Raw genomic sequence first — 15,727 nt, 5'->3', positions numbered from 1 at the left:
AAACTGATTTAGAAAACAAAGTCGATGGAATCCGGCGAGAAGCCTTCTGGCTGCTCGTCCGTGTTCACCTGAATATCGCTTAACAGCAAATCTGGGTCGGTTCCAATCTGGGACAGGATTGCTATCAAATCTCTGGTTAATCTCTCAATAGCGTTGGCCCCAAACAGCTTCGTGCAATATTCAAAGGAACCCTTGATTTCCCCATCTTCATCACTCATGGACAAAGTCAAATCGAATTTAGAGATACGATGCTCCTGAACATACGGGCTGAAGGACAGCGTCTCAAGCTTCGCTTCCTGTGACTCCGTATTTTGCAGTACAAACATAGTGTCGAATAACGGGTTACGGCTTGCATCCCGTGCTACATCCAGCTTTTCCACCAACTCTTCCAGTGGATAATCCTGATGCTCGAAGGCTTGCAACGTACGATCTCTGGCTTCCAGCAAGTAGCTGTGGAACGTTTGGTTGCCCCTCGGCTGATGCCGGATGGCTAGCGTGTTGACGAACATTCCGATCAGCGGCTCCAGTTCAGGTAACAAGCGTCCTGCTACTGGCGTACCGATGATCAAATCGTCCTGACCGCTGTATTTGGACAGCAGAACGGTGTAGGCACTCAATAGCACCATGTACAGCGTACTTCCAGTCTGTGCCGCAATTCGGCGCAGTTGCTCAGATACATTCGCGTCCACTGTAAATTCATACATCGCACCCTCGAAGCTGCGAACAGCAGGTCTAGGATAAGCAATTGGCAAATCCAGTATCGGCAATTCTCCGGCTAAATGCTCCAGCCAGAAGTGTTCCCGGCGTTGGTATGACTCACGCTGCGTCTCCTGCTGCTGCCATACGGCATAGTCCTTGTACTGAATTTGCAGCGGCTCCAATTCCTGCCCTTCGTACAGTTGTACCAGCTCCTGCACGATATTGTTAGACGATACACCGTCTGAAATAATATGGTGCATGTCGTACATCAGGAGGTGGCGCTCTGGTCCAGTTTGAATGAGACGGACACGCAGCAGTGGTGCCTGGCGAAGATCAAAGCTGCGTACAAAGGACTCGATATAGGCTTCGGCTTCGGACTCCCTGGCCTGCAGGTGTTCTACTGCAAACTCCACTTGATCGTAAACCCGCTGAACGACCTCGCCTTCCACCATTTCAAAGGAAGTCCGCAGCGTTTCATGGCGGGCTATTAACTGACGGAACGCATCCTCCAGCCGATCGGCCTGAAGCGGTCCCTCCACGGTTAATACACCCGGCATATTGTAACTGAGATCCCCACCTTCCAGATGGCTCAAAATGTACAATCGTTTTTGAGCCGAGGAAACCGGGTAGTACGCCTGTTGCGCCGCCGCAGGGATCACCGTATAGGTGTCTGTACCGTGCGTTGCGATGAGCTGGGCTTGCTGCTCAATCGTGAAGTGTTGGAACACCTCACGCAGCGTAATCCGACTGTCCAGTTCCTGATGGATTTTAGCCACCAGCGTCGTTGCCCGCAGGGAGTGTCCACCCACGTCAAAGAATGAGTCGGTAACTCCTACGCTGGACAGCTTCAAGACATCCTGCCAGATTTGGGCTAGCTTGGTTTCCAGCGGTGTCCGCGGTGCAACGTACTCCAGGCCTCCTTCGAGGCGTGCTTCCGGTGCCGGCAACGCCTTGCGGTCGATTTTCCCGTTCGGTGTCAGCGGGAAACGATCCAGTTGTACCACATACGTCGGGATCATGTAATCCGGCAGCTTCGGCTGCAGCGCATTGCGCAGCTCCGGCAAACTCAGGGACTCTGAAGCTATGATATAGGCACACAGGTCCTTGTGTCCGTCTTCGTTGTCCCATGCTGTGACCACGGCTTTCTGAATGCCGTCCACGGTCAGCAGCTGCGCTTCCACCTCGCCCAGTTCGATCCGGTACCCCCGGATTTTCACCTGGTGGTCGATCCGGCCCAAATACTCAATACTGCCGTCTGGCATCCACCGTGCCAAGTCGCCCGTCCGGTACATCCGGTTTGCGTGATCCGCTGGATCAGCTGCTGCCGCATCAGCGAACGGATTCAGGACGAACTTCTCTGCCGTCAGCTCCGGCAGGTTCAGGTATCCTCGTCCCACACCTGCACCTCCGATATAAAGCTCACCTGCGATACCGATCGGTACCAGCTGTTGCTGGCTGTTCAGGATGTACACCGACTGGTTCGCTATCGGCGTTCCGATGGATACTGTGTGCTCCCCTTTTTCCAGCAGTACGTTCAGGGACTCCACATCTTCAATCGTATAAGCAGTCGCATCTACCGTCGTTTCGGTCGGGCCATACACGTTCGTAATGACTGGACGATACCCGGACCACTTGTGCAAGAACACATTTACCAGTTGCACGGATAATGCTTCGCCACCGATCAGGTAATGCTTCACTTCCGGCGCTTCCGTCACACTGACACTTTCGTTCAAAATATGCAGATGCGCAGGTGTGCCGTCCGACAGATCAATCCGGTGCGTGCGGTAGTAGGTGATCAAATGCTCTCCGCTCAGACTGACGTCACGGGACACCACATGCAGGGTGTGGCCTAACAGCAAGCTGGCAAAGATTTGCTTCACTGAAGCGTCAAATACAAATGCCGACAGCCATGCGACATGAAGCGGCTGTTCATGACGGCTGTATACTCGTTCCAATAAAGCATCTACCAGATTGCTAACACTGCCCTGCTCGATCATGACCCCTTTCGGCTGACCGGTGGTACCTGACGTGTAAATCATATAGGCCAGGTTGTGCGGGCCAGCGACAGGGATCAGATTGCCAGCATCCTGTGCTCCCAACTGAGCTTGAACGTCCTCGTCATCCAAGACTACAGCTCGAACTGTGGATGGCAAGCTGAGCGACAGGTTGGCGACTCTGCTTGTAATCACGATCTTGGCCCCACTGTCTTGGAGCATGTAGTCGATGCGCTCCTGTGGATACACCGTATCCATTGGTACATATGCGCCTCCGGCCTTAAGTACCCCCAGAATGCTCACCAGAATATCCGCAGAACGTTCCAGCAATACGCCAACCGGTTGATCTGCTTCGACCCCTTCCGCTCGTAACACACGAGCCAATTGGTTCGCACGCTCATTCAGCTCAGTGTAGGTCAGCGCGGTGGCCCCAGACACAACTGCTATCCGCTCAGGGTTGCGCTTCGCTTGCTCTTCAAAGCGCTCGCTGAGCGAACGGCCTTGTAATGCTCCAAGCAGGCTGTGCGCATTCGGATCATTGAACACCTTCAGAATCTGCTCGGTTTCTTCTGCCGTAATCAACTCCAGCTCACCCAATTTCGCATCCGGGTTCGCCGCGACGGCTTCGGCCAAGCGAACAAAGTGACGCGTCATCCGTTCTACCGTTTCGCGCTCGTACAACGCAGTTGCATACTGCAATCCGAACTGGATACCTGCCTCTTCCTCTCTGGCTTCCAGCGTCAAATCAAACTTCGCTGGCGTTTGTTCCAAGCCGTATGGACGGAAGCTCAGATCTGCCAGCTGCAACTCGCCTTCCTCGGTGGTTTGCAGGGTAAACATCGTATCAAACAGCGGATGGCGGCTCATATCCCGCTTCACGTTCAGCTTTTCCACCAGTTCCTCAAATGGGTAGTCCTGATGTTCATAGGCTTGCAGAGCACAAACTTTCACTTCTTCCACGTAGCTGCGGAAGGTATGTTCCGCTGTCGGATAGTTTCGCAATGCCAACGTACCGACGAACATCCCGAGGATCGGTTCCAAATCTGCATGCGGTCGTCCGGCAATCGGTGTGCCGACCACAATATCTTCTTGCCCGCTGTATTGGTGTAAGAGCGCGGTGTACGCAGCCAGCAGCACCATATACAGCGTAGAGCCTGTGTGCGCCGCCAGTTCCTTCAGACGTTCGCTAGCTTCGCGCTCCAGCCCGAACACCACCGTATCACCTGCCGTACTTCGTACCGACGGACGGGCAAAGTCCGTAGGTAGATCCAGCACAGGCAGTTCACCCCGGAAGGTGTCGAGCCAGTACGCTTCCTGGCGTTGCATCCACTCTTGATGGGCTTCGCTTTGCTGCCATACCGCATAATCCTTGTACTGGATACGCATTGGCGAAAGCTCTTCACCGTCGTATAAGCGGACAAATTCATCGGTCAGTACTCCCATGGACACACCATCCGAGACGATATGGTGCATATCGAGCATGAGCAAATGCTGCGGTTCCTGCTCGTTTCCTTGTACACCCAAATCTACCAAGCCTACTCGCAGCAGCGGAGCGACTTGCAGATCGAACGGACGTACAAACTGTTGCACACGTTCTTGTGCTTCCTTGCTGACCATCGTGTCCGCAGTCGCACCCTCTACCTGTACCTTCGTATATTCCACCTCGAACGGCACGGTGTCCTCAATCCATTGCACCGGCTCACTGTCCACCAGTGCAAAGCGGGTACGCAAGGTCGCATGGCGGGCGATTAATTGACGGAACACGTCCTCCACTCGCTTCACGTCCAGCGGACCACTCACTTGCAGCACTGACGGCATGTTGTAGTTCACATCATTCGGGTCGAACTGATGCAGCACATACAGTCGTTTTTGCGCCGAGGAAAGCGGGTAGGAGCTGCGTTCTTCCGTCACCGGAATGGACGCATACGCCACTTGATCCAGACCTTCCATGACCGCTGCCAGTTGTTCAATCGTTGGCGCTTCAAAAATACTGCGTAGTGGAAGCGGCTTGTTCAGCTCCTTGTGAATTTTCGAGGCCAGCGTCGTCGCCCGCAGCGAGTGTCCGCCAATCTCGAAGAAGTTTTCCTTCACACCGACCTGTGCCAGACCCAGCACATCCTGCCAAATTTGCGCCAGCTTCACTTCCACCCATGTCCGCGGTGCTACATAATCCGCTCCGCTTTGCAGGCTGCCTTCCGGTGTTGGCAGTGCCTTGCGGTCGATTTTACCGTTCGGTGTCAACGGCATCTGCTCCAGCTGCACCAAATACGAAGGCACCATGTAGTTTGGAAGCTCCTCGCTCAGTAAGCTGCGCAGCTCACCAGTGCTCACTTCCCGTTCAGCAACATAGTACGCCACCAGTTGGTTTTGCCCCTGTTCGTCCGCTTGTGCCAGTACGATGACCTCTTGTACGTCCTCCACTTTCAAAATTTGTGCCTCGACCTCACCCAGCTCGATCCGGTAGCCCCGGATTTTCACCTGATGGTCGATCCGGCCCAAATATTCGATGTTGCCGTCCGGCATCCATCTCGCCAAGTCACCTGTACGGTACATCCTTTCATAGCCCGCTTCGCCAGCCGCAAACGGATTCGATACAAATTTCTCAGCCGTCAGCTCTGGACGATCCAGATAACCCCGAGCCAGACCCGGACCGGACACGCACAGTTCACCCGCTACGCCCACCGGAGCCAAATGTCCATGCACATCCACCATGTATACCCGGTGATTCGGCACAGGGCGTCCGATGGAAATCAGTTGTCCGGCTCTCTCATCCTCGGATACCGGCCAGATGGATGTCGCCACCGAGTTTTCAGTTGGACCGTAGCCATTGTAGTACGCGACCTGATCCTTCCACTTGTACACCAATTCTGTTGAAGATGCAGAACCCGCAGTGAACAGAATACGCAGGTTTGGCATCCGCTCCGGCTCCAGATACACCGCATAGGTCGGCGGCAAAGCGGCCACGGTGATTTGATGATCCGCCATATATTGCTCAAACCGTTCGTAATTCAAAATCGTCTCTGACGTTGGCACATACAACGTGGCTCCGCAGAACAGCGCCTGGAAGATTTCCCAGCAAGCCGCATCAAACGAATAGCTGGCGAACAGCAACGTATGATCCGACGTGCGGATCTTGAGCGCCTGATCAAAATACGTTTTCAGATTGCATAGACCGCGATGCTCCAACATAACACCCTTCGGCTGCCCCGTTGTACCCGACGTATAAATGACATACGCCAGATCGTTCGGACCAGACAACGACTCCAAATTGGAATCATCCTCGTGATACACCGTTTGCTCCCCATCTAGCACCAGCACGTGACCGTCGATAGCTGCTTTGTCCACCAGATGGCTTTGCGTCAACAGCAGCTTCGCACCCGAGTCGTCTAGCATGTAGCGGATACGCTCCTCTGGATACGTCGGATCGATGGGTACATATGCACCCCCGGCTTTTAAAATCCCGAAGATGCCCACGATCATGTCCACCGAACGCTCGGTCATCAGACCCACCAAACGCTCCTTCGTCACGCCTTGGTTACGCAAGGTACGAGCCAGACGATTCGCACGTGCATTCAGCTCGCGATAGGTCAGTTGCTCTCCTTCGAAGAACAACGCTGCCTGCTCCGGTGTCTGCGCCGTTTGTGTCTCGAACAAGCCATGGATCGTTTGCTCGCTTGGATACTCAGCAGCTGTATTTCCCCATACGCTGAGAATTTGCTCGCGCTCCTGCTCACTTACCATATCTAGCTCCTGCACTCGAATGTCCGGCTTCGCCACCACCTGCTCCAACAGCTGTATCAGATGGCCCTGAGTCCGTTCAACGGCTTCACGATCATATAACTTCGCATTGTATTCAAATCGGATTTTCATCGCTTCCTGCGGCATAACGACCAGATTGAAATCATAGTTGGTTTGTTCAATCATGCCCGCATTGCGAATTTCAAAATCCGACTCTGCACCTTCGCCAAGTTGCTCGACCTGCTCCTCCACCGGATAGTTTTCAAACACGATAATGTGGTTGATCAGATCTTGCTTTTGCTCGCTCAAGGCTTGAATTTCATACAGCGGATACGTTTCATAATCTTGAGAAGTCAGCGCCTGCTTCTGATTCGTTCTGATCATGTCGGCAAAGGTGTCCTCAGCCCCGCTGCGGATCCGTATTGGAATGGTGTTAATGAACAAGCCCACCATATTTTCGATCCCCGGAATATCCGCTGGACGACCAGACACTACACCGCCAAAAACAGCGTCGTCACTACCGTTGTACTTTTGGAGCAGCAAGCCCCAGGCTGTTTGCAGCAATGTATTCGCGGTCACGTGGTGCTGCTTGGCCACCATTTCCATACGTCCGGTCAAGTCCTTGCCCAGATCGCACAGGATATGCTCAAATTGTGCACCGTCCGCTTTCACGCCTACTTTTCCGGTCGGAATCGAAGTTTGCTGATCATAGCCGAGCAAATAATCCTTCCAATAGGAAGCTGCAGCCCCTACATCCTGTGCTTCAAGCCACTCAATATACTGACTGTATGGAGTAACGGGGGCAAGCTTCGGCTCTCTATGCTCCACGGCTGCAAAATAAGCCTCAAACACCTCATCCGTGACTAACGCCACACACCAGCCATCCATCAAGATGTGATGAGAGCTCCACACAAAATAATAATCCTCGTCACCTGTTCGTAAAATCGCCACGCGCATCAACGCATCCCGGGACAAATCGAATCCGGCTGCCTTGTCCTTGCGAATAAATTCCTGCACATACGCGTCACGCTCCTGCTCATTCAGATGACGCAAATCTTCACATTTGAAACCAACATCCTTGCGGCGGAAAATGACCTGCACGGGCTCATCCTGCCAACCGCTGATGAAATTGGCTCTAAATATCTCATGCCGCTGCGCCAAATGATTCAAGCTATCTTGGAAAATATCCGCTTGGAAGCGTCCGTGCAAATCAAAGGTCGTTTGTTCAAAATAAGCTCCCGACTCTGCATCCATCAGACTATGGAACAACATGCCTTTTTGCATCGGCGTCAGCGCATATACATTTTCCAGTTCCCCCATGTCACGAGTCTGCTCTACCAACTGATCCAGCTCGGCCATGGTTACATTGTTAAGCATGACATCGCTTGGCGTCAGCTCTTGCTGTTTGCGGCTTGTGCAATGCGTAATGATTTCCTGCAAACTGATTCTAAACGCTTCAGCTAGCTGCTCCATCGTTTCATGGCGATACTCCTGCTTGCTGTAGCTGATCGTCAATTGCAGCTCGCCTTCGGAAATCAGTCCGTTCATATCCAGCGTGTGCGTTCTAGCTGCATGGGCGCTAAGCTCTGCACCGCTAGAGTAAGGAGATACGCCAATGGATTGATTTTGCATATCTTGGTCAAATTGTCCCAAATAGTTAAAGCTGATTTCGGGTTCGGTTACAAAACGCTCTTGCTCACGTGCTGCGGACAGGTATCTCAACATCCCGTAGCCAATGCCCTTTTGCGGAATGCGGCGTAGTCCTTCTTTCACATGTTTGATGCGTTGTGAAAGGTCTTGCCCCACGCTCATATCCAGCACAACCGGGAATTGAGTCGTAAACCAGCCCACGGTGCGCGTAATATCCAGTTCTGGCAAAATGGACTCCCGTCCATGACCTTCCAGGCTCACGAGCACTCGTTCCAGGCCCGCCCAGCGATAAATCGTCAGTCCCAATGCGGTAAGCAGCAAATCATTCATATCCGTGTTGTAGGCACGATGTGCCTGTTTTAACAGCTGCTCCGTTTCCTGAGCTGTCCACGTGACCGTAATGTTCTCGCTGTCCCTATTCAAGGAATGAGAATGGGATTCGTCTTTTGGAAGCGGCTCATACATTCCCTGTTCAATTTCTTGCCAGAATGCGAGTTCTGCTACCATTGCCGGGCCGTTCGCATATTGAGACTGCCCATCAGCCCAGGTGCGGAACGAATCCGTTTTGTGCGGAAGACGAGCGGCTTGTCCGTTCAATGCCTGCTCGTAGGCGGTCGTAATATCCTCAAACAAAATGCGCCAAGATACGGTATCCACCACTAAGTGATGAATAGCCATCAGCAAATGATCTCCATCGGGACAATGGAACAGCCCCAGCTTCACCAGCGGTCCTTCGCTTACATGAATACCCGCTTGAATTTCATTCACTTTGGCCTCGATCGCCGCAGATACCTCAGACTCATTTCTGAAGTCGGCCCGATCCAGCGTATACAGCTCGCCCTCCCCAACCGCACGGTTCCAAGCTTCATATCCGTACTCCGTAGGACGGAAAATGATACGCAGTGCGTCGTGATGGCTCACGACGTGATCCATCGCTGTGCGCAGGGCCGTTTCATCAAAACCGTCCTTGCTATGCAGCATAATGGACTGGTTATGATGATGAGCATCCGTCAGGTTCTGCTCAAAGAACCATTGTTGAACAGGTGTCAGTTTCACAGCGCCCACCACTTCGCTCTGATCCGCCAATCGGGTCACCGTTTGGACTTTCAGTGCCAATGCAGACACGGTTGGATGACTGAACAGGTCTTTCATCTCCAGTCGATAACCTGCTTGCAGCAATCGGGAGGATACTTGCAAGGCCTTGATCGAATCGCCACCCAGTTCGAAGAAGTTATCCTGCGTGCCTACCGCTTCCACACCGAGCACCCCGGCCCATACCGCAGTCAGTACTTGCTCCACCGTGGTACGCGGTGCCACATAGGCTGCACCGATATGGATGCTTCCTTCCGGTTCCGGCAAGGCCTTGCGGTCGATTTTGCCGTTGTGGGTCAGTGGCAAGGTCTCCAGACGCATCAAGCGTGCAGGTACCATATGTGCTGGCAGTCCAGCTTCCAGCTCAGCCTGTACCTCCTCAATCCGCAGCTCTGCTTCTCCTGTGATGTATCCGCACAAATACTTGTGTCCACGCTCATCCGTCCGGTCGATGACTACCGCTTGACGCACACCCGGCACCCGCTGGATCGCCGTTTCAATCTCACCCAGCTCGATCCGGTAGCCCCGGATTTTCACTTGATAATCCATCCGGCCGATAAAGTCCACATTGCCGTCCGGCATCCACCGCGCCAAGTCGCCTGTGCGATACAATCGTTCACCGGCTACATATGGATTCGCTACGAATTTCTCGGCCGTCAGGTCGGCACGGTTCAGGTAGCCTCGTGCTACCCCGGCTCCGCCAATGCACAGCTCACCCAGTACGCCGATCGGCACCGGATTCAGCTGGCTGTCCACAATGTAGAAGCGTGCGTTCAGCCACGCCTGGCCAATCGGTACACTGCCGCTGCTTGGCAGCTTCGACAGCTCTTCATCATAGAAGCTGGAATCAATCGCCGCTTCCGTAACACCATAGCTGTTAATGATGCGAATATCTGCGCCAAACCGTTCCTGCAGCACCCGATAATCCGTCACGCTGCAGCTATCCGAGCTGGTAATCAGCAATTCCAGGCTGCTCATGTCCAGTCCCTGTTCATATACATGCTGCATAAACGGTACGATCAAGGCCGGTGTTGATTCGAACACCGTAATCTGATAGTCGCGAATCCAGCCGTATAGACGGCTTGGATCAATCCGGTCGTCCTTCGGACAGATAACCATCGTGCCGCCGTTATAAAGCGTCCGCGCAATATCGCCGACGAACACGTCGAAGGAGAAGCTCGCCAGTTGTAGCAATCGTACCGGGAACCGGTTCAGACGGTAATCCCGACGATACGCCGCAGCCGTATTCACCAAGCTGCGATGCTCAATCATGACGCCCTTCGGACGTCCCGTTGTACCGGAGGTGTAGATCACATAGGCCAGATCCTGCGGTTCGTTGATGTGCTCGATATCGGTGGTGTCTCCGGTATACAGCGACTCATCGTCCAGCGCCAGCACGGTATGCAGACGCAAGTGCGCTGCGGGTTCGACTGTAGCTTCGCTTTCCTCCAGCCAGACCTGTGCACGCTCCTGCAAGCCCGTTTGGGTCAACAGTACCGTCGCACCACTGTCCTCCAGCATGAAACGAATACGTTCGGACGGATAGTCTGCATCCAGCGGTACATAGGCACCTCCAGCTTTCCACACCGCCAATACGCCGACCAGCATGTCCACCGAACGTTCACTCAAAATGCCAACAATCGACTCGCGTCCAATACCTTCATTTCGCAGTCTGCGCGCCAATTGGTTCGCACGCTCGTTCAGTGTGCGGTACGTAAGCTGCTGCTCCTCGTACACCACCGCCACGTGATCCGGTACAAGCTGCGCTTGTTCTTCCACAAAGGTATGGAACAGTGCTCCTGCTTCTACCGCAGCAACATCCGATACCCCTACATCTCCAAAACCGTAGATGATTTGTGCCTTTTCCTCGACGGTTACCATCTCCAAAGCTGCCAGTGACTGCTGCGGATGGAGCGTAATTGCACGAACAAGCTCGGTAAAATGCTGTGCCAATCGCGCGATGGTTTCAGGCTTGTACAGCGCCGTGCTGTATTCCAGACTGCACAGAATGCCTTCCGGCTGCTCCACTGCATCCAAGGTCAGATCAAATTTGGCCGTATGATTGTCCGTCGGATACGTCTTAAAGGTCAGACCCTCCAGTTCGAACTCCTGCTGCTCAAATGTTTTCAACTCAAACATCGTGTCAAACAGCGCATTCCGGCTCGTATCCCGCGTTAAATTCAGCTTTTCAACCAGTTCTTCAAAAGGATACTCCTGATGTTCATAGGCACTGAGCGCATGCTCTTTGACCTCTTGCAAGTAATCCAGGAACGTCTTGTCGCCAGCCGGATAATTGCGGATCGCCAGCGTGTTGAGGAATACGCCTACCAAGCCCTCCAGTTCCGCATGCGGTCTTCCGGCAATCGGCGTGCCGACGATGATGTCCTCCTGCCCCGAATATTTATGCAAGAGCGTGCTATACGCGGCCAGCAACACCATGTACAAGGTGGAGCCGGTTTGAGCGGCCAGCTGTTTCAACTGCTCGCTGTCCTCCAGGCTGATCGCAAATTCCAATCTAGCTCCTTCCAGACGCTGTACGGCTGGTCTTGCAAAATCCGTTGGCATATCCAGCGCTGGAATGTCACCAGCCATCGTGTTCAGCCAATAGCTTTCCTGCTCACGAAGACGTTCACTTTGCATATCAGCATGCTGCCAAACGGCATAGTCCTTGTATTGGATGCGAAGTGGCGGCAGTTCCTTACCTTCATACAATTGAGAGAACTCCTGCACGATAATGCCTTCAGTCACGCCATCCGAAATAATATGGTGCATGTCATAGAGCATGACGTGACGTTCTGGTCCGTTTTCCACCAACTGAACCCGCAGCAACGGTGCTTGTGCGAGATCAAATGCACGTACAAAGTCCAGTGCATACTGCTGGGTCTCTTCTTCGCTTGCCTGCACATGTTCCACGTTGAATGCGACGCCCGATTCAATCCATTGAATCACCTCGCCATCCACCATGTCGAATCGGGTTCGCAGGGCTTCATGACGGGCAATCAGCTGGCGGAAGGCTTGCTCCAGTCGCGTTTTATCCAAGGAACCTTCAATGATCAAAGCGCCTGGCATATTGTAGCTAACCTCTCCACCTTCCAAGTGACTCAGCACGTACATCCGTTTTTGCGCCGAGGAAACAGGATAATATACGCGCTCCTCCGCAACAGGGATGGATACATACGTTTGCTGTGTCTGATCTTCTCCCATCACCTGCACCAGTTGCTCAATCGTCGGATATTGGAAAATATCTCGCAGGGCCAGCTTGTAGTTCAGCTCCTGATGGATTTTCGCCATCAGTGTTGTGGCGCGCAGAGAATGTCCTCCCACTTCAAAGAAGTTATCCTGGATGCCTATCTGCCGATGATTCAAAACGCTTTGCCAAATACGTACCAGTTGCTCTTCCAGCAGTGTCCGCGGTGCCACGTACGCCGTGCCTCCTTCGAGGCGCGCTTCCGGCGCAGGCAACGCTTTGCGGTCAATTTTCCCGTTTGGTGTCAGCGGGAAATGATCCAGTTGTACGACATACGTCGGGATCATATAACCCGGCAGCTTGGGCTGCAGCATGTTGCGCAGCTCGGGCAAATTCAGCGCCTCAGAGGCTACGACATACGCACACAAATCCTTGTCTCCGTCTTCGTTTTCCCAGGCGGTGACGATGGCTTTCTGAATGCCTTCCACGGTCAGCAGCTGTGCTTCCACCTCGCCCAGTTCAATCCGGAAGCCCCGGATTTTGACCTGATCATCCATCCGGCCGATAAAGTCCACATTGCCGTCCGGCATCCACCGCGCCAAATCGCCTGTGCGGTACAATCGTTCACCTGGTACATACGGATTCACTACGAATTTCTCGGCCGTCAAGTCCGCACGATTCAGGTAGCCTCGTGCCACTCCGGCTCCGCCAATGCACAGCTCGCCCAGTACGCCGATCGGCACCGGATTCAGCTGGCTGTCCACGATGTAGAAGCGTGCGTTCAGCCACGCTTTGCCAATCGGCACACTGCCGCTGCTTGGCAGCTTCGACAGCTCTTCATCGTAGAAGCTGGAGTCAATCGCCGCTTCCGTGACGCCGTAGCTGTTCATAATGCGGATATCTGCGCCAAATCGTTCTTGCAGCACCCGATAATCCGTCACACTGCAGCTATCCGAGCTGGTAATCAGCAGTTCCAGACTGCTCATGTCCAGTCCCTGTTCATGCACATGCTGCATAAACGGTACGATCAGGGCCGGGGTCGATTCGAACACGGTAATCTGGTAATCGCGAATCCAGCCATACAAGCGGCTAAAATCAATCCGGTCATCTTTCGGACAAATGACCATCGTGCCGCCGTTATAGAGCGTCCGCGCGATATCCCCGACGAATACGTCGAAGGAGAAGCTCGCCAGCTGCAGCAGTCGTACCGGGAACTCGCTCAGACGGTAATCCCGACGATACGCCGCAGCCGTATTGACCAAGCTGTGATGTTCGATCATGACGCCTTTCGGACGTCCCGTTGTCCCGGACGTGTAGATCACATACGCCAGATCCTGCGGTTCGTTGATGTGATCGACGTCTGTTGTATCACCGATGTACAGCGACTCATCATCCAGCGCCAGCATCGTCTGCAGACGCAAGTTCGCTGCGGATTCGGATGCTGCTTCGCTGTCAGGTGGCGAATCTGCTGTTCCATTCAAGGTTCCATGGAGAGTACCTGATTCCATCGTTCCAGCTCCAGCCGCTGTTTCTAACTCGGCCTTAAACTGCCCTCCCGTCAAGGCCTGACGGCTTTCCTCCAGCCATACCTGTGCACGCTCCTGCAAGCCCGTCTGGGTCAACAGTACCGTCGCACCGCTGTCCTCCAGCATGAAACGAATACGTTCGGACGGATAGTCTGCATCCAGTGGTACATAGGCGCCTCCAGCTTTCCACACGGCCAATACGCCGACCAGCATGTCTACCGAACGCTCACTCAAAATGCCGACAATCGACTCGCGTCCAATGCCTTCATTCCGCAATCTACGCGCCAATTGGTTCGCACGCTCGTTCAGTTTCCGGTACGTAAGCTGCTGCTCCTCGTACACCACCGCCACGTGATCCGGCACAAGCTGTGCCTGTTCTTCCAGAAAGGTATGGTATAAGGCTTCTGCTTCAACCGCAGCAACATCCGATACCCCCACATTTCCAAATCCATGGATGATTTGTGCTTTTTCCTCGGCAGGTACCAGCTCCAAAGCTGCCAGTAGCTGCTGCGGATGCAGTGTAATTGCACGTACAAGCTCGGTAAAATGCTGCGCCAACCGCGCGATGGTTTCAGACTTGTACAGCGCCGTGCTGTATTCCAGACTGCACAGAATACCCTCCGGTTGCTCCACTGCATCCAAGGTCAGATCAAATTTGGCCGTATTATTGGCTATCGGATACGAATGTAAGGTCAGACCTTCCAGCTGCAATTCCTGCTGCTCCAATGTTTTCAACTCAAACATCGTGTCAAACAGCGCATTCCGGCTCGTATCCCGCGTCAAATCCAGCTTTTCAACCAGCTCTTCAAAAGGATAGTCCTGATGCTCATAAGCACTGAGTGCATGCTCCTTCACCTCTTGCAGATAATCCAGGAACGATTGGTCGCCAGACGGATAATTGCGGATTGCCAGCGTGTTGATGAAGACACCTACCAGGCTCTCCAGTTCCGTATGCGGTCTTCCGGCAATCGGCGTTCCCACTACGATATCTTCTTGGCCTGTGTATTTATGCAAGAGCGTAGTGTACGCCGCCAGCAGCACCATATACAAGGTTGAACCTGTTTGCGAAGCCAGTTCTTTCAGGCGTTCGCTAACTTCACGCTCCAGTGCAAATTCGATCGTATCCCCTGCCGTACTCTGCACCGCCGGGCGGGCAAAGTCGGTTGACAGATCCAGCACAGGCACTCCGCCCCGGAAGGTACCCAGCCAGTACGCTTCCTGACGCTGCATCCACTCCTGATGGGCTTCGCTTTGCTGCCATACCGCATAGTCTTTGTACTGAATCCGCAATGGCGATAGCTCTTCACCGCCATACAAGCGAACAAATTCATCGGTCAGTACCTCCATCGACACACCATCCGAAACGATATGGTGCATGTCGAGCATGAGCAGATACTGTGGTGCTTGCTCTGCTCCTTGTACGCCCAAGTCCACCAAGCCTACCCGCAGCAGCGGTGCAGCTTGCAGATCAAACGGACGGACAAACTGCCGAACCCGTTCTTGTGCTTCCTGGCTGATCGTCGTGTACGTAGCTGTGTCTTGATCTGTATCCGAAGTCGCACGCTCTGCCTGTACCTTCGTATATTCCACCTCGAACGGCACGGTGTCCTCAACCCATTGCATCGGCTCATTGTCCACTAGCTCAAAGCGGGTACGCAAGGTTGCATGGCGATCGATCAATTGACGGAACACATCTTCTACTCGTTTCACATCCAGCGGGCCGCTCACTTGCAGCACCGACGGCATGTTGTAGTTCACATCATTCGGGTCGAACTGATGCAATACATACAGTCGTTTTTGCGCCGAAGATAACGGGTAGAAGCTGCGTTCTTCCGTTACCG

At 53.6% G+C, this 15,727-nt stretch carries 1 protein-coding gene (cut by a window edge); it reads right to left on the bottom strand.

Annotation, left to right across the window (positions count from 1 at the left end):
* Positions 1-8 precede the first annotated feature (8 nt).
* Positions 9-15,727, bottom strand: the 3' end of a protein-coding gene (locus ACUUJN_RS11825) for a non-ribosomal peptide synthase/polyketide synthase (RefSeq protein ID WP_484669663.1). The gene runs 26,536 nt beyond the window's last position; the window shows 15,719 of its 42,255 coding nt (coding positions 26,537-42,255); the start codon falls outside the window, past its right edge; its stop codon occupies positions 9-11.

It is taken from the genome of Paenibacillus sp. LRG-1, assembly GCF_057220305.1.
Note: the sequence above shows the minus strand (reverse complement) of the source record. Positions and strands in the feature narration are given on the sequence as shown.